The 16,474-nt window shown below is 63.6% G+C and carries 15 protein-coding genes; 9 read left to right on the forward strand and 6 right to left on the reverse strand.

Annotated features, from left to right (window positions below; all coding sequences use genetic code 11):
• Nucleotides 1–39 precede the first annotated feature (39 nt).
• The 4 genes from BLR85_RS04090 (at nt 40) to BLR85_RS04105 (ending at nt 6,552) form a co-directional block, all read left to right on the forward strand.
• Complete coding sequence (locus BLR85_RS04090) at nt 40–1,368, forward strand: amidase (protein WP_093150090.1); 1,329 nt, start codon at nt 40–42, stop codon at nt 1,366–1,368.
• A gap of 139 nt (nt 1,369–1,507) precedes the next feature.
• Nucleotides 1,508–2,692: an aminotransferase class I/II-fold pyridoxal phosphate-dependent enzyme gene (locus tag BLR85_RS04095; protein WP_093150274.1), complete on the forward strand. Its 1,185-nt coding sequence runs from the start codon at nt 1,508–1,510 to the stop codon at nt 2,690–2,692.
• A 13-nt stretch (nt 2,693–2,705) separates the two neighbouring features.
• Nucleotides 2,706–5,627 carry an FtsK/SpoIIIE family DNA translocase gene (locus tag BLR85_RS04100; protein ID WP_093150094.1) on the forward strand — a complete coding sequence of 974 codons (2,922 nt, stop codon included), beginning with the start codon at nt 2,706–2,708 and terminating at the stop codon, nt 5,625–5,627.
• A gap of 331 nt (nt 5,628–5,958) precedes the next feature.
• On the forward strand, nt 5,959–6,552 hold the full coding sequence (locus BLR85_RS04105; protein ID WP_093150100.1) for a LolA family protein: 594 nt from the start codon (nt 5,959–5,961) through the stop codon (nt 6,550–6,552).
• A gap of 69 nt (nt 6,553–6,621) precedes the next feature.
• Here the strand turns inward: BLR85_RS04105 and BLR85_RS04110 are convergent, their stop codons facing one another.
• A complete protein-coding gene (locus BLR85_RS04110) occupies nt 6,622–7,203 on the reverse strand; it encodes a transglycosylase SLT domain-containing protein (RefSeq protein ID WP_093150105.1) in 582 nt (193 codons plus the stop codon).
• Between the two features lie 109 nt (nt 7,204–7,312).
• Nucleotides 7,313–8,194 (reverse strand): AEC family transporter, encoded by an 882-nt coding sequence (locus BLR85_RS04115; RefSeq protein WP_093150110.1) that lies wholly within the window; start codon nt 8,192–8,194, stop codon nt 7,313–7,315.
• Between the two features lie 82 nt (nt 8,195–8,276).
• On the opposite strand from BLR85_RS04115, the gene hspQ reads away from it, so the two are divergent.
• A complete protein-coding gene (hspQ, locus tag BLR85_RS04120; RefSeq protein WP_093150114.1) occupies nt 8,277–8,603 on the forward strand; it encodes a heat shock protein HspQ in 327 nt (108 codons plus the stop codon).
• A gap of 100 nt (nt 8,604–8,703) precedes the next feature.
• Here the strand turns inward: hspQ and BLR85_RS04125 are convergent, their stop codons facing one another.
• The 3 genes from BLR85_RS04125 to BLR85_RS04135 all read right to left on the reverse strand — a co-directional run bounded on the left by BLR85_RS04125 (nt 8,704) and on the right by BLR85_RS04135 (nt 11,385).
• Nucleotides 8,704–10,284 carry a gamma-glutamyltransferase family protein gene (locus BLR85_RS04125; protein WP_093150118.1) on the reverse strand — a complete coding sequence of 527 codons (1,581 nt, stop codon included), beginning with the start codon at nt 10,282–10,284 and terminating at the stop codon, nt 8,704–8,706.
• A gap of 199 nt (nt 10,285–10,483) precedes the next feature.
• A complete protein-coding gene (locus BLR85_RS04130; protein ID WP_170844450.1) occupies nt 10,484–10,960 on the reverse strand; it encodes an ATP-binding protein in 477 nt (158 codons plus the stop codon).
• An 86-nt stretch (nt 10,961–11,046) separates the two neighbouring features.
• On the reverse strand, nt 11,047–11,385 hold the full coding sequence (locus tag BLR85_RS04135; protein WP_093150127.1) for an STAS domain-containing protein: 339 nt from the start codon (nt 11,383–11,385) through the stop codon (nt 11,047–11,049).
• 90 nt (nt 11,386–11,475) lie between these two features.
• On the opposite strand from BLR85_RS04135, the gene BLR85_RS04140 reads away from it, so the two are divergent.
• Genes BLR85_RS04140 through BLR85_RS04155 form a run of 4 tightly spaced genes read left to right on the forward strand, consistent with a single transcriptional unit; the run spans nt 11,476 to nt 14,127 of the window.
• Complete coding sequence (locus tag BLR85_RS04140; RefSeq protein WP_093150131.1) at nt 11,476–12,636, forward strand: acetyl-CoA C-acyltransferase; 1,161 nt, start codon at nt 11,476–11,478, stop codon at nt 12,634–12,636.
• Nucleotides 12,637–12,648: 12 nt separating this feature from the next.
• Nucleotides 12,649–13,107 carry a GAF domain-containing protein gene (locus BLR85_RS04145; protein ID WP_093150134.1) on the forward strand — a complete coding sequence of 153 codons (459 nt, stop codon included), beginning with the start codon at nt 12,649–12,651 and terminating at the stop codon, nt 13,105–13,107.
• The gene (locus BLR85_RS04150) at nt 13,097–13,483 is read left to right on the forward strand and encodes a GFA family protein (RefSeq protein ID WP_093150138.1); all 387 of its coding nucleotides are present in this window, start codon (nt 13,097–13,099) and stop codon (nt 13,481–13,483) included. The genes BLR85_RS04145 and BLR85_RS04150 overlap by 11 nt, the downstream gene beginning before the upstream one ends.
• Nucleotides 13,480–14,127: an RluA family pseudouridine synthase gene (locus tag BLR85_RS04155; RefSeq protein WP_093150142.1), complete on the forward strand. Its 648-nt coding sequence runs from the start codon at nt 13,480–13,482 to the stop codon at nt 14,125–14,127. Before BLR85_RS04150 ends, BLR85_RS04155 begins: the two co-directional genes overlap by 4 nt.
• A gap of 6 nt (nt 14,128–14,133) precedes the next feature.
• Here BLR85_RS04155 and BLR85_RS04160 read toward each other — a convergent pair whose 3' ends face one another.
• Nucleotides 14,134–16,464 carry an aldehyde dehydrogenase family protein gene (locus BLR85_RS04160; protein ID WP_093150145.1) on the reverse strand — a complete coding sequence of 777 codons (2,331 nt, stop codon included), beginning with the start codon at nt 16,462–16,464 and terminating at the stop codon, nt 14,134–14,136.
• Between the last annotated feature and the right edge of the window lie 10 nt (nt 16,465–16,474).

Genomic DNA, 16,474 nt, shown 5'->3' on the forward strand with positions numbered 1-16,474 from the left:
CCGCTACCGTCGCCGCGGGGCAGAAAATTGGAGTTTGGCATGGACGAGTGGCTGACTATGACCGCGGCGGATCTGGGGCGCGGGATCGGGGCAGGCGATATCGACCCGGTGGCGCTTGTCGATTGTTATCTCGATGCCATCGCCCGGCACGAGTTCTCGCCTCGAATCTATGCCCGCACCACCGCCGAACGTGCCCGCGCCGAGGCCGCCGCCGCTGGGGCCCGCGCGCGCTCAAGCTTGCGGCTGTCGCTTCTCGATGGCGTGCCGATAAGCTGGAAGGACCTGTTCGATACCGCGGGCGTCGCCACCGAAGCTGGCAGCGCCCTGCTCAAAGGGCGGGTGCCGGAGGCGGATGCCGAGGTGCTGCGCAATGCCACCGCCGCTGGTCTCGTCTGCCTTGGCAAGACCCACATGACCGAGCTGGCCTTTTCCGGGCTGGGGCTCAACCCGATCACCGAGTCTCCGCCCTGCGTGAACGATCACGACGCCGTCTCAGGCGGGTCCTCCTCCGGCGCAGCCACCTCGGTCGCCTTCGGGCTCGCCGCAGCCGGAATCGGCTCCGATACGGGCGGCTCGGTGCGCGTTCCCTCGGCGTGGAACGATCTGGTCGGGCTGAAGACGACTTCGGGCCGTCTCTCGCTCAAGGGCGTGGTGCCGCTTTGCGCCCGTTTCGACACTGTGGGTCCGCTCTGCCGGTCGGTGGAAGATGCCACGCTCCTGCTGGCTGCCATGGAAGGGAGCAAACCCGCCGACCTCAAGGGTGTGAGCCTCTCGGGAAAGCGCCTTCTGGTTCTGGCAACGGCTGCGCTGGACGATGTGCGCGAAGCACCGCTTCGGGGCTTCGAGCAGGCAGTGGATCGTCTCGCCACCGCGGGCGCACGGATCGAACGGCGCAAGCTGCCGGTGGTGGCCGAGGCCCTGGCTCTCTCTCCCAAGCTCTTTGCGCCGGAAGCCTATGGCACCTGGATGGACGTGATCGAGGCCAAGCCGGAGCTGATGTTCGCCGAGGTCTGCGCGCGCTTCCGTGGTGGGCGCAATGTCAGCGGGCCCGAATATGTGCAAGCCTGGCAGCAACTCGACCGGCTGCGCGCCCAGTATCTGGCTGAAACGGCAGGCTATGAGGCGGTTCTCGTGCCGTCTGTGCCACTTCTGCCGCCGAACAAGGCTGCTCTGGAGGCCGACGGGGAATTCTTCGCCTCCGAGAACCTGCTGGCGCTGCGGAATACGCGCATCGGCAACGTGCTCGGTCTGTGTGCCCTGACACTGCCGACCGAAGTGCCCTCAGCCGGTCTCATGGTTATGGCTGCGCCAATGAGCGAGGAACGCCTGCTTCGCTTGGGCAAGGCCATGGAGCCCGTGCTGCGCTAGGGCTCACCTCTGGCGCAAAAGCCACAAGCCCCGCGCGGAGTGAGACATTTTCTGGACCGGGGGCCCTTCGCTGGCTAAGCTGTCAGCAAAACGGGGCGTAATGACCCCGATCCCTGAGGCAGTACAGAAAATCGAGCGCATGACGTTCCCAGAGAGGTTCGCGGGCCTTCCCGATTACGCGTTTCCGCGGCTGCGGAAGCTCCTGGCCGCATCCCAACCGGGCGGCGAGGTCATCGATATGACCATCGGCGAGCCACGCCACGCCATGCCCGGCTTCGTGGCCGAGGTTCTCGCGGCCAACACGGATGGTTTCGCGAAATACCCGCCCAATGAGGGCACGCCCGAATTGCGAGCGGCGATCTGCGACTGGGTCGAACGGCGCTACGGCGTCGCGCTCGACCCGGAGAGCCAGGTGATGGCGCTGAACGGCACCCGCGAAGGGCTGTTCGGGGCGGCGATCGCGCTCTGCCCGGAGACAAAAGGGGGCAAGAAGCCTGCCATCCTGGTGCCGAACCCGTTCTACCAGGTCTATGCCGTCGCGGCTCTGACGGCGGCGGCCGACCCGATCTTCGTGCCAGCGACGACCGAGACCGGTTTTCTGCCCGATTACGCCGCGATTCCGGCCGAAATACTGGACCGGACGGCTATCGCCTATGTCTGCTCGCCCTCGAACCCGCAGGGCGCGGTGGCCGATATGGGCTATTGGCGCGACCTGTTGGCGCTGGCCGAGAGGCACGATTTCCGCATCTTCGCCGATGAGTGCTATTCCGAGATCTACCGGACCGCGCCGCCGACGGGTGCTCTGCAGGCTGCAAAGGAAGTCGGTGCCGACCCCGAGCGCGTGGTGATCTTCCATTCGCTCTCAAAGCGCTCCAACCTGCCCGGCCTGCGTTCGGGCTTCGTGGCCAGCGGGCCGGAATGCATGCTCCGCATACGCCAGTTGCGTGCCTATGCCGGCGCGCCGCTGCCGCTGCCGCTGCAACGGGTGGCCGAGCGCGTATGGGCGGACGAGGCGCATGTCGAAGCATCTCTCGCGCTCTACCAGCAGAAATTCCGCCTCGCCGACGCAATATTCTCTGGCGTGCGGAACTATGTCGGCCCCGAGGGCGGCTTCTTCCTCTGGCTACCGGTCGAGGATGGCGAAGCGGCGGCGATAAAGGCCTACGAGCAGACCGGCGTGCGGGTGCTGCCGGGCGCCTATCTCGGGCGCGACGAGGAGGGAGGGAATCCCGGAAAGGGATATATCCGCGTCGCGATGGTGGCAGATCTGGACGAATTGCAGCGCGGGTTGACGCTGCTGCGCGACTGCATTTATAAAGAATAAGGATAAAAATCCAATGGCTTATCAGACACGACAGCGCGATCCGCTCCTTGACAGCAGCATGCAGGAAGCCATCGAAAAGCGCGGCCGCGAATTGATCGGCCTGGCCCTGCTTGGCCTTGCCCTGGCGATTGGCGGCATGCTGGCCAGCTACGCACCGCAGGACCCGTCCTTCTTCTCCGCCACTGACGCGCCGGTGCAGAACATGCTGGGCAAATTCGGCGCCTCGGTCGCTTCGCCACTCTTTATCGTTGTAGGCTACGGAAGCTGGGCGCTGGCGGCCATCACGCTGGCTTGGGGCGCGCGGCTCTTGATGCATTTCGGCTCGGAAAGGGCAATTTCGCGGGTCATCTTCGCACCGATCGCCATCGCCGCGGCGGCTGTCTTCGCCTCCAGCATCGCCCCCACCGATGCCTGGCCCCACAGTTTCGGGTTGGGTGGGCTGTTTGGCGATACCGTTCTGGGCGCGGTGCTCAACATGCTGCCGATTTCTGCCAGTTTCGGCGTGCGCCTGCTCTCCGTGCCAATTCTATTCTTCGCTATCGGGATGCTGCTTTTCGTCTGCGGTTTCACCGGGGACGAATTGCGGCGCCTGGGCCGTTACATTCTCGTCGGCGTAATTCTGACCTATGCCGCGTTGCTGCGGGTCTTTGGCGCGGGCCTGAACGGGGCGGGCAAGGCCGCGCGTGGCGTGGCAGAGAAAACGGGCGAACGCCGTGCCCGCCGCGCCGAAGCGCGCGCGGTGGCTTCCGCGCGAACCGTGCCTGACGACGACGATTTTGCTCTGACGGAAGAGCCGGATCTGGACAGATCCATTGCGCCCGAGCCGTCGTTCTCGCGCTCCACCGGTGGGCTTCTAGCCTCGGTCTCGACGCTCGTGCGGCGTCAGCCCGAACCCGAACTCGTGGAAGCAGCCGCCGATCCCGAGACCGCGGAGGCGCTCGAAGGGGTCGAAGCCCCGACCGAGGACCGCATAAAGGCGCGCATTGCCGATGCGATCCGTTTGCGTGCTCGGGGCGGCGCGGTGCGGGCACAACCGAGTGTCGGCCGCGCGGAACCGCCGGTTGTGCGGCGGCGCAAGCCGGATCCGCTGATCCTCAAGGTACCCGGTGCGGTTCCGCCGGCACCGATGGCCGAGATCGACGATATGCCGCCCGTTCCGGTGCCAGCCCTGAAGCACCCCTTGTCTGCGCCGCGGACCCAACCGGAGCCGGAAGCGATCGAGTCGATGGGGAACGAGTCGGTTGTCGCGCCCTCGATGGCAGGCCCGCAGGTCGCGCCGCGTATCCCGCAACGGGTTGTTCCGGGGATGGTCGAAGAGTCGCGCCCGATGGTGCAACATCCCGACCGTTCCGCGCCGAAGCCATCCAAGAAGGCCCAGGCCGAAGCCCAGCCCGCGCTGGCGCTGGAGCCGCAGGAGACCGCGAAATACGAGCATCCGCCGCTTTCCCTGCTTACCAGCCCGGTTGCGATCCAACGCCATGTTCTGTCCGACGAGGCATTGGAAGAGAACGCCCGCATGCTCGAAAACGTACTGGACGACTACGGCGTCAAGGGCGAGATCGTTTCGGTGCGCCCCGGCCCGGTCGTGACCATGTACGAGCTGGAGCCGGCTCCCGGCCTCAAGGCGAGCCGCGTGATCGGGTTGGCCGACGATATCGCGCGTTCGATGTCGGCGCTTTCGGCGCGTGTTTCCACCGTGCCCGGCCGTTCCGTGATCGGGATCGAATTGCCCAATGCCCACCGCGAAAAGGTGCTGCTGCGCGAGATCTTCGCCGCGCGCGAATTCGGCGACACCTCGATGCCGCTGCCGCTTGCCCTCGGCAAGGATATCGGTGGTGCCTCGGTCGTGGCCAACCTTGCCAAGATGCCCCACCTGCTGATCGCCGGTACCACCGGTTCGGGCAAGTCCGTTGCGATCAACACCATGATCCTGTCGCTGCTCTATCGGCTCAGCCCCGAGGAATGCCGGTTGATCATGATCGACCCGAAGATGCTGGAACTCAGCGTCTATGACGGCATCCCGCACCTGCTCTCGCCGGTTGTGACCGACCCCAAGAAAGCCGTGGTGGCGCTGAAATGGGTCGTGGGCGAGATGGAAGACCGCTACCGCAAGATGTCCAAGATGGGCGTGCGGAATATTGAAGGCTTCAACGGTCGGGTGCGCGACGCGCTGGAAAAGGGCGAGATGTTCTCGCGCACTGTCCAGACGGGTTTTGACGACGAGACAGGCGAACCGGTCTTCGAGACGGAAGAATTCGCGCCCGAACTGCTGCCCTTCATCGTTGTCGTCGTCGATGAGATGGCCGACCTGATGATGGTCGCGGGCAAGGAGATCGAGGCCTGTATCCAGCGTCTGGCGCAAATGGCGCGGGCGTCGGGCATTCACCTGATCATGGCGACGCAACGCCCGTCTGTCGATGTCATCACCGGCACGATCAAGGCCAATTTTCCGACCCGGATCTCCTTCCAGGTGACCTCGAAGATCGATAGCCGAACGATCCTCGGCGAGATGGGCGCCGAGCAACTCTTGGGCATGGGCGACATGCTCTACATGGCCGGCGGCTCCAAGGTAACGCGTGTCCACGGGCCGTTCGTGTCGGACGAGGAGGTCGAGGAGATCGTCAACCACCTGAAATCTTTCGGTCCGCCGGAGTATATCGGCGGGGTGGTCGACGGTCCGGACGATGACAAGGAGAGCGATATCGATCTCGTGCTCGGCCTCGGCGGCAATACCGATAGCGAGGATGCGCTCTACGACCAGGCGGTTGCTATCGTCATCAAGGACCGCAAGTGTTCGACCTCCTATATCCAGCGCAAGCTGGCCATCGGCTATAACAAGGCCGCGCGGTTGGTGGAGCAGATGGAGGACGAAGGATTGGTCAGCGCTTCCAACCATGTCGGCAAGCGCGAGATCCTGGTACCGGAGCAGGGATGACGAGACATCGGCCAGGTCGATTTAGTCTGTCTCAATCTCAATTCGCGCTTTGCCGGTTTCAAGGCATTCAGGGGGGCTTGCCCCCCGCGCTCTGCCGAGCGCTCCCCCCAAGGATATTTTCAGTCAGAAGAATACAGAGCGCCTCCTTCAATTTCTTCTGACGAGAAATATCCCCGCCGGAGGCACGATTTGAAGGATCGTTCAGCAACGCGTTTTCCATAGCGAAGCTTTTCGATTTGTTTCGCCCGCGGGATGGCATCCCTTTGCCGGTCACGCCTCTTTGATGGATTCGGCTCTGGTCAGAACGTCCTCCAGCACATAATCAATCAGCATGATCAAAAGAGCCTTTCTTGCCCTGACGCTTTCGGTTCTGCTGGCGGGTCCCGCGGCGGCCGAGAAACTGTCTTTGAACAGCATTTCCAACTATTTCAACTCGTTCCAGACCGCCGCGGGGGAGTTCACGCAGATCAACTCGGACGGAACGATCTCGACCGGGAAACTGTTTATCAAGCGCCCCGGGCGCATTCGGTTCGAATATAATCCGCCCGAGAAATCGCTGGTAATGGCGGGCGGCGGTACGGTCGCGGTTTTTGACGGGAAGTCCAACAGCTCGGCGGAGCAATTTCCGCTCAGCCAGACCCCTCTAAACCTGATCCTGGAATCGACCGTGAATCTGGGCCGCCGCAACATGGTGGTTGGCCACAGCAGTGACGGAAGCAAGACAACGGTTGTCGCGCAGGATCCCGAGCATCCCGAATATGGCAATATCCGGCTAGTCTTCACCGATAGCCCGATCGAGTTGCGCCAATGGGTGATCACGGATGGCAGTGGTCAGCAAACAACCGTGATCCTCGGGCAATTGACCAAGGGCGTTGCGCTTCAGCCCAGCCTGTTCAATGTCCAACTGGAGTTGGAACGGCGCTGAGCGCTGTGCAGCTGCTGATGCCGGCATGAAGCCTCGCACCGCGTTGGTGCCGTGCGAGGCCTTTCTTCGTCAGATCTTGCCGCAGGAACGCAGTTGCCGGTCATACATCGTTGCACGCTCTCCGACCTTGGACGACACGTTGAGCAGCCAGCCCTTGGACTTGTAGCTGCCGCGTTGATAGCCGGTCCAGCCGTCGTGATAGGCGAGATACTGGTTGCGGGCATCGGATAGAGAGATGCCGAGCTTTTCGCGGGTCTGGTTCATGTACCAGCCCATGAAATCCGTCGCGTCCCGGATATTGTCCCGCTTCGCGCCGCGGTTTCGGGTGGAATCGCGATAATGGTCCCAGGTTCCGTCGAGTGCCTGGCTATAGCCATAGGCCGAGCTCTGCCGTCCCATTGGGATCACGCCGAGCGACCACTGGTAGGGTGTGCGCGCATCGCCGTCGAACTTGCTCTCCTGATGAATGATAGCCATCTGCACCGGAACGGGAATATCCCACTTGCGTTCCGTGGCCTTCATGGCTCGCAAGTATTTCGGGCGCTGGTCGACGATGCTGCAGGCATTGTCGAGGTTTCGTGGGGAACTTTTTCCCCCTCCGCAGCCGGCCAGGGCCACGATAATGAAAAAGGCGCAGAAAAGTCTGGTCATCCGCCTGTCCGATTTAAATTTGTGTTCTGCTCTTTTATTGCGTCCAGTCTAGGGCAATCCGGGGTGCGAGGAAACATTCAACCTTTGCGACTTTGGTCACATCCTTGTTTCAAAGCAGGAAGGCCAGGGCGAGCGGAAGCGCGAGGACCGAAAGCAAGGTCGAAACGACAACCAGGCCGGCCGCTGCGCCGGAATCCGTGTCATAGCGTTCCGCCAGAAGATAGGAAGTTACCGCCACGGGCGTGATCATTTGCAGGACAAGGACGGCCAACGGGACGGCGGAAAGACCCAGGGCATGCCCGATGCCGAGGGCGGCGGCTGCTCCGATCGCCGTCTTGAGCAGCGAGAGCAGGAAGGATCGTCCCAATTCGTTGGGGCGGAGACGCCCGACCGCGACCCCGAGCGTGAGCAGCATCAAAGGGATCGCCATCTGGCCGATCAGCGTCAGCCCGTTTGTGAGCCACTCCGGCGTGTGCCAGCCCTGCCACAGGAAGAGGGCGCCGAGAACTGTGGCGATGAACATCGGCTCGCGTAGAACGCGTGCCGGCTTGCTGCCGCCCGAGACCATCCATATTCCCACGGTAAAGACGCCGATCGTGGTGACGGCAAGAACGACCACGGCATAGCCGAGGCCCTCATTGCCAAAGGCGAACAAGGCGAGTGGCAGTCCGAGATTACCGGTATTTCCAAAGGTCAGCGGCGCGAGATAGCTGCGCTGGTCCAGTCTCAGCAGATGCACGACAAGTGCCGTGGTGATGGCCACCGCGCCATAACAGATTGCCGCTGCTACCGAGATGCTTGCCAGTGCGGCCGGGTCGACCTCTGTCTTCGTCAGCGCGGTAAAGATCAGGCATGGCACGGCGAGCGTCATCGCAAGCCGGGTCACGAACTCTACGGGATAGTCCCAGCCGGCCCGTGTCCAGGCCGTTCCGAGCCCCGCGAGAAGGAAAACTGGCGAGACGATTTCGAGGACTGTCAGGACAAGGTTCACAGACTGTTTCCCATGTTTTCGGTGCTGTCGGATGGACTCCGGCGCTCCTTCGGCTTAGGCAGGAAAGGTGGGGACTTCAACTATGCTTAAGAGTCAGGCGAAATATCACCTTGGACAGGTTGTCCGGCACCGGAAGCATCCCTTCCGGGGCGTGGTGTTCGACGTGGACGCCATGTTTTCCAATACCGAGGAATGGTATGATGCCATTCCCGAGGAGTCGCGCCCTCCCAAGGAACAACCGTTTTATCACCTTCTGGCCGAGAATGATCAGAGCTACTACGTCGCCTATGTCTCGGAGCAGAATCTTGTGCCGGATTATTCCGGCGAACCAGTGGACCATCCCGATCTTCCCGACCTGTTCGGGGAATTCGAGGATGGAATCTATCCGCTGCATTTTCAGTTGAACTGATCCAACAGGTCGGTCGGACGGTGGCGCTCCCGCTCCTTCGCGACGCCCTTTCGGGCGCCTTGAAGCGTTGGGAGTGGCGCGGTTCGCGCGCGCCTGTGGTTCAGTATCCGAGCGCAATCCCATCCTTGCGGGGATCGGAGGCACCGGTCAGGCGGCCGGTGTCCGGGTCGATCACGATGGCCTGGGCGCCACCTAGCCCTGCGGCCGGTATGGTGATCCGGTGGCCGAGACGTTCGAGTTCGGTCCGAACGGAAGCGTCGTAGCCACGTTCGAGTCTGAGTTCTCCGTCGATGGCGAAGGCCCGTGGAGCATCGATGGCTTCCTGCGGATCCATTCCGAAATCGACCATGTTGCTGATCAGGCGGCAGTGGCCCGTGGGTTGGAATTGTCCACCCATGACGCCGAATGGCATGATAACCTTTCCGTCCCGCTTGGCCATTCCTGGAATGATCGTGTGCATCGGTCGCTTGCCGGGGCCGGCCTCGTTGGGATGACCCGGCTCGAGCGAGAAGCCGGCGCCGCGGTTCTGGAGCAGGATCCCATAGCGCGGGCTGGCAAGGCCGGAGCCGAAGCCGTTGAAGATCGAGTAGATCAGCGACACCGCCATCCGGTCCTGATCGACGACGGTGATCAGGATCGTGTCCTGATGTACGGCTTCGCGGGGGCTTTGAATACCCGCCGGCGCGCTTTGCCTGTCCAACTGGTTGAGAAGCTCGCGGGCAAAGGCGGGGTCGTGCAGGCGCGAGGTATCCGCCATGTAGTCGGGATCGGCGAGCAGGCGATCACGCGCGTCATAGGCGAGACGCGCGATTTGCGCTTCGAGATGCACCCGCTCGGCACCGAAAGGATCCAGCCCGGAGAGGTCTTGCTCAGCCAACATTTGTAGCATCAGCAGCGCGATGGTGCCCTGACCGTTCGGGGGATGCTCGACCACGTCCAGGCCGCGATAGTGGCCTTGGAACGGAATGGTCCAATCTGCCTGGCAGGCCGCAAAGTCTTCCTCGGTATGGCTACCGCCATTCGCGCGGAGTGCGCCGACCATGTCGGCGGCTATTTCGCCGGTATAAAAGGCCTGTGCGCCATGTTCGGCGATGGCACGAAGAACTTCGGCCTGACCAGGGGCGCGGAACAAGTCGCCAACCGCAAGCGGCGCACCGTTTTTCAGGTAGTGCTTGCGAGCGTCGCCGATGAGGCGGGGGGCGTCTTCCATCCAGTCGAAGGCGACCCTCGGGGCCACCGGGACGCCCGTTTCGGCATAGTCGATGGCGGGAGCGAGGCTCGCCGCGAGGCCGAGACGGCCGAAGCGGGCGGAGAGGGTCTCGAAACCGGCGATCGCTCCGGGGACCGTAACCGGCAGTGCGCCTTCGGTCGGGATTTTACTGTGTCCAGCGGCGCGAAGTTGTTCGGCATCGAGCCCGGCGGGGGCGCGGCCCGATCCGTTCAGGGCGTGGACCTGACCGTCTCCCGGATTGCTGATCAGGGCAAAACAGTCACCACCAATGCCGGTCATTTGCGGCTCGCAAATTCCAAGAAGCACGGCTCCGGCAATCGCCGCGTCGACCGCGTTGCCGCCTTTTTTCAAAATGTCGATTGCTGCCATGGCGGCCAGCGGGTGCGATGTTGCACAGATGCCGCGATCGGCATGGACGGTCGAACGGCCGGCCCTGTGGAAATCTCTCATGTCGTTCTCCTTCGCCGTCCATGCATAGCGTTTGGAGAAGATAGGTCCAGAGGGGAGATATGGTCCTCGGCACCGCGTACTGGGTGGGGGCCTGGAAACACGGTGCCGAGGGAAGCCTTGTGCAGCTACAAAGCCAGTATGGCGATGCTTTTTGTCTTGCTGGTGGAATGAATAGGGCGCGTTTCTGGCAAACCCCCTGCTATCCCTCGTCGTGGCTGAGAGGGATCTGGAACATCAGGTTGTTGCGGTCGCGTTCCCGAGCGTATCGCAGGTCGCAGGTCAATTCCCTGATCAGGAACCATCCGAATCCACCCTCGGGGAGATCGGAGAGGTCGACGGAGAGGTTGTGCGACTTCCCACTTGGCAAGGCGAGCCCCGGCATCGGTTTCCCGTCATCCTCGACACGACAGAACAGGTTATCGGCACTCAGGTGGAGTTTGAGGTCGAACCGGCTGCCCGGACGTTCGCAATAGGCGTGTTCGACCACGTTGTTCATGCATTCAGCCAGGACGACCTCGATTGCATCCCTGTCTGAAGGAGCAACACCGAGCCGCTTGAGTTCGTCGTTGATCCTGATCAGCGCATTGCGGACATCCTCGGCTGTGCTGTCCACGGTTTCGCTCAGCATGTGATCGGTGCCGGATGTCACCGCCCCGTTGGCCGCATGTCCCAACAAGGAGTCCTCCGGTGTTTTCGAACTCGATCCCTTAGCATTGGTTTTGCCAATCCCGGACCGTCTGGAAGAGGTTTCGTCGGTTTTCATCAGGCTGCGCTGGCGCTCATCGCGGCATCTGCCGTGGGGTGGATCGTGAAGACCGAGTCCATTCTGGTCAGCCGGAAAACGCGTGAAACCTTGTCCGAAAGCCCGGCGAGTTCCAACTGGCGATCCTTGCCGAGAAATTTCATTGCGGCCACGACGGCGCCGAGCCCCGAGGAATCGAGGAAATCGACCTTTTGAAGGTCCAGAACCACTCGCTTCGGTTCATTGCCACAAATTTCCCGAATGCAATCCTTGAACTGAACGGCACAGGCGGCATCAATGCGTTCGGCAAGCACGGTAATCTTCAGGATATCGTCCTGGCGGACGGTCTCGAAATCCATGCCCTGTCTCCTGTTTCTCAATCTGCATCTAGGCTGGACCAAAAACCTTACCATTCGGTATGCGTGTGGAAGGGAACAGGGAGGATTTTCATGAAAGAGGTTGTCATCGCGGGCGCCGCCAGAACGCCAATGGGGGGGTTCCAGGGCGATTTCGCCTCGCTTTCCGCGCCGAAACTCGGGGCGGTGGCGATTCGGGGAGCGTTGGAACAGGCGGGCACGCAGCAGGTGGAAGAACTGCTGATAGGCTGCGTTCTGCCGCACGGCCAGGGCCAGGCGCCAGCGCGGCAGGCGGGGTTTGGCGCTGGCTTGAACGAGGATGTGCCGGCGACAACGCTGAACAAGATGTGCGGCTCCGGTATGAAGGCGGCGATGATCGCGTTCGACCAGATCGCGTTGGGACAATCGGGAATCGTCGTCGCGGGCGGCATGGAGAGCATGACCAACGCTCCCTACCTGCTGCCCAAGATGCGCGCCGGCGCGCGGATCGGTCATGGCCAGGTGCAGGATTCGATGTTTCTTGATGGGCTGGAGGATGCCTATGACAAGGGCCGACTGATGGGGACATTCGCCGAGGATTGCGCGGAGCGTTTCCAGTTCACGCGCGAGGCGCAGGACGAATACGCACTCGGCTCGCTCTCCAACGCGCTGGAGGCCCAGAAAACCGGCGCGTTCTCAGACGAGATCGTTCCGGTGACAGTCCGTGGCCGCAAGGGAGACCGGGTAGTCGACATTGACGAGCAGCCGGGCAATGCCCGCCCGGACAAGATCCCGCTTCTGAAGCCGGCCTTCCGGGAAGGGGGAACGGTGACGCCGGCCAATGCCTCTTCGATTTCCGACGGTGCTGCGGCGTTGGTGTTGGCTTCGGAAGACAGCGGTCTACCGGTGCGGGCGCGCATCCTCGGCCATGCCAGCCATGCACAGGCACCGGGATGGTTCACCACCGCGCCGGTGCCGGCCGCGCAGAAGCTTCTGAAAAGGATCGGCTGGAGCGTGGAGGAAGTGGACCTTTGGGAGGTCAACGAAGCCTTTGCCGTTGTGCCGATGGCGTTCATGCGCGAGATGGGAATTGAACGGGAAAAAGTGAACGTGAATGGTGGCGCCTGCGCGCTCGGCCATCCCATCGGGGCCTCGGGTGCACGGATCATGGTGACGCTGCTTAACGCACTGGAAAAGCGCGGGTTGAAGCGGGGCGTGGCGGCAATCTGCATCGGTGGCGGCGAGGGCACGGCGATCGCGCTGGAACGCCCCTAGGAAAGGAAGCGAATGGCGGTTGATTACGGTGCGCTGGAGAAGGTCCTGCTCTCCCTGACCGAGGGCGAGACCGATGCCGTTGCCCTGATGGCGACGCTGGCCTGCGAGATACATCAATCGGATGACCGGTTCGACTGGACCGGGTTTTACCGTGTCGTGGCGCCCGAACTGCTGAAGATCGGGCCTTACCAGGGTGGACATGGTTGCCTTGTCATCCCGTTCTCGCGCGGAGTCTGCGGGGCGGCGGCGCGGACTGGCGAGGTGCAACTCGTGGATGACGTGGACGCCTTTCCAGGCCATATCGCCTGCGCCAGTTCCACCCGCTCCGAGATCGTCCTTCCGGTGCGGAACGGGGCGGGCGAGCTGATCGCGGTGCTCGATATCGACAGCGACCAGCCCGCTGCCTTTACGCGAGAGGATGCCGATGGGCTGGCCCGGATTCTGGAGAAGGTGTTCGTGAATGTCGGCTGAACCGCAAGCGGGGCGCTGTCTGTGCGGCAATGTCCGCTTCGAGATCGACGGGCCGGTCTCTGCGGGCTCCATCTGCCATTGCGGTCAGTGCCGGCGGCAGGGCGGGCATGTCTGGGCCTCGGCGCAGGCACCGCGCGAGAGCTTCGCGATCAGCGGCGACGTGCAGTGGTACGCGGCCAGCGACACCGCCACGCGCGGCTTCTGTCCGCGCTGCGGCTCCTTCCTGTTCTGGCATGGGGCGGGGGAGGCCGAGATGTCCTTTTCGCTCGGGGCGCTGGAGGAACCGACCGGTATTCGGGTCGAGAAGCACATCTTCTGCGCTTCCAAAGGTGACTATTTCGAGATCGGCGAAGACGGGGGCGCGCGGAAACCGTGAGCAGCGATTACGACCCACCGCAGGACCCGCCGGCGATCCTGTACCGTGACGAGAACCTTCTGCTGGTCGACAAGCCGCCCGGGCTGCTCTCGGTTCCCGGCAAGGGGGAGCATCTGGCCGATTGCCTGCTCTCCCGGCTGGAGCGTGACTATCCCGGCACCTTGCTGGTGCACCGTTTGGACCGGGACACCTCCGGCGTGATGGTCTTTGCCATGAACAGGAGGGCGCAACGGCATCTGGGACTGCAATTCGAGCGTCGGCATACAACCAAGCGCTACGTGGCGCGGGTTGTCGGGCGTGTGGAGAAGGAGTCCGGGCTGCTCGACCTTCCCCTGATCGCGGATTGGCCGAACCGACCGAAGCAAATGGTGGATTTCGAACGTGGCAAGCCCGCGCGGACGCATTGGCGGGTGCTGGAGCGGGAGGCGGCAGCGACACGGGTGGAGCTGCAGCCCGAAACCGGGCGCAGTCACCAGTTGCGCGTGCACATGGCCGCGCTTGGCCATCCGATCCTCGGCGATCCGCTCTATGCGGAGGGCGACGCGCGGGAGGTGGCCCGGCTCATGTTGCACGCGCAAAGCCTGACACTCCGCAACCCCGAGGGCGGGGAGTATATGACCTTCCGCGCGGAAGTTCCGTTCTGAGCCGCCTTACTCGCCGTAAGGCACCCAGACGGTCTTGATCTCGGTCGCCTGCGTCAGCGCCTCCCGGCCCTTCATCGCGCCGTCCAGCCCGCAAGCCCAGATGCGTTTGAGATTGCCCGCGGCCGCTTTCTCGATGGCAGCATCCAGATCGGCGGTGGAGAGGTTCCACACCGCGTCCACGTCCAGATGGCTGGCTATATCGGCCGAAAGCGCGCCCTGCGCGCCGGTAACGATATTGACCACGCCCGCAGGCACGTCCGAGGTCTCCAGCACCTGATAGAAGTCGGTGGCGGCCAGCGGGAAGGCTTCCGACGGCAGCAGGACCACGCGGTTGCCCATCGCCACCGCCGGCGCCATGGCGGCGATCAGGCCGAGCAGCGGGCGGTCGGGCGGGCAGACGGCACCGATCACGCCGACCGGCTCGTTGACGGCTACCGCGAGGCCACGCAGGGGCACGCCCTTGGCCGCGCCATCCAGCTTGTCGGCCCAGGCCGCGTTGGTGAAGAGCAGGTCGATGGCCGCCTCGACCTCGTCCGCGCCGGTCTTCGTGCCGGTCATGGCGTCGATCCGGGCGGCGAATTCGGCGGCGCGGGCCGAGAGATTCTCGGCGATGTAGAACAGGATCTGCGCCCGCAGGTGCCCGGTGGATTTGGCCCATCCAGCAGCCTTTCCGGCGGCCTCTACGGCGTTGCGGATATCCTTGCGGCTGCCCTCGCCCACATGGCCCAGAAGCGCGCCCTTGGGCCCCCAGATGGTGCGGGAATAGCCCGAGTCGGGACGTGCCTGCTTGCCGCCGACGAACATCTTGGCGGTTCGGTCGAGCGGGTTGTCGCTGCTCGGGTCGGCGGGCGCCGCAAAGGGGGCGATGGCGGTCGCGCGGGGCGCCGTCTTGACCGGCCTGGTATAGGCCAGCAAGCCTTCCCAGCCGCCCTCGCGGCCGAATCCGCTCTCGCGCACGCCGCCGAAACCGGCCGCGGCGTCGAAGAGGTTGGTCGCGTTCACCCAGACCACGCCGGAGGCGAGTTTGGGGGCGATGTCGAGCGCGAGGTTGACGTTCTCGGACCAAACGGAGGCCGCCAGCCCGTAGCGGGTGTTATTGGCGATCTCGACGGCCTCGCTAGGTGTGCGGAAGGTGGTGGAGACGAGAACTGGGCCGAAGATCTCTTCCTGCATCAGCCGGTCGGCGGGGGCCAGCCCGGTGATCAGCGTCGGCGGATAGAAACAGCCATCGGGCATTTGCACGGCCGGCTGGTAAATCTCGCCATCGCCCGCTCCTTCTTCGACGAAGCGGGCCACCGTCTGAAGCTGCACCGGATCCACCAACGAGCCGACGTCGATGCATTTGTCCAGCGGATCGCCGATGCGCAAGGCATCCATCCGGGCCTTGAGTTTGGCGTGGAAACGCTCGGCAATGCCCTCCTGCACCAGCAGGCGGGAGCCCGCACAGCAGACCTGCCCCTGGTTGAACCAGATCGCATCGACCAGCCCTTCCACGGCACTGTCGAGATCGGCATCCTCGAAGACGATATAGGGGGACTTGCCGCCCAGTTCGAGCGTCAGCGACTTGCCGGAGCCGGCGGTCGCTTCCCGGATGGCGCGGCCAACGGCGGTGGAGCCGGTAAAGGCGATCTTGTCGACGTCCGAGGCAACGATCATCTCGCCCACGGCGCCGTCGCCGGTGACGATATTGACCACGCCCGCAGGCAGGCCCGCTTCCTGGCAGATCTGGCCAAAGAGCAGCGCGGTCAGCGGCGTGAACTCGGCGGGTTTCAGAACCACCGTGTTGCCCATGGCGATGGCAGGCGCGATCTTCCACGCGAGCATCAGCAGCGGGAAATTCCACGGAATGATCTGGCCACAAACGCCGAGCGGCGCGCGGCCGGGCAGCCCGTCCTCCATGAGCTGGGCCATGCCGGCATGGTAGTAGAAATGCCGCGCGGCGAGCGGGATATCTATGTCCCGGCTCTCGCGGATCGGCTTGCCATTGTCGAGCGTCTCCAGCACGGCAAAGAGGCGCGCGTGTTTCTGCAGCAGCCGCGCCAGCGCGTAGAGGTAACGCGCCCGCTTGTGCCCACCAAGCCCGGTCCAGCCCGGCTGCGCGGTGCGTGCGGCGACGACGGCGGCATCCACATCCGACTGGCTGGCCTGGGTGAGCTTGGCCAGAAGCGCGCCGGTGGCCGGGTTGCGGCTCTCGAAACCTGCGCCCGGTTTGGTGAAGCTGCCATTGATGAAATGGCCGAAGGCGCGTCCGCGGCTGTCGAGCCAAGCTTGCGCCTCGTTGGCGCTTTCGGGTGCCGGTCCGTATTCCATGCTGTCGAAAATGTCCTGAATGTTCATGATGCCCCTC

The sequence above is a fragment of the Aliiruegeria lutimaris genome (genome assembly GCF_900099935.1).
Taxonomy (GTDB): domain Bacteria; phylum Pseudomonadota; class Alphaproteobacteria; order Rhodobacterales; family Rhodobacteraceae; genus Tropicimonas; species Tropicimonas lutimaris.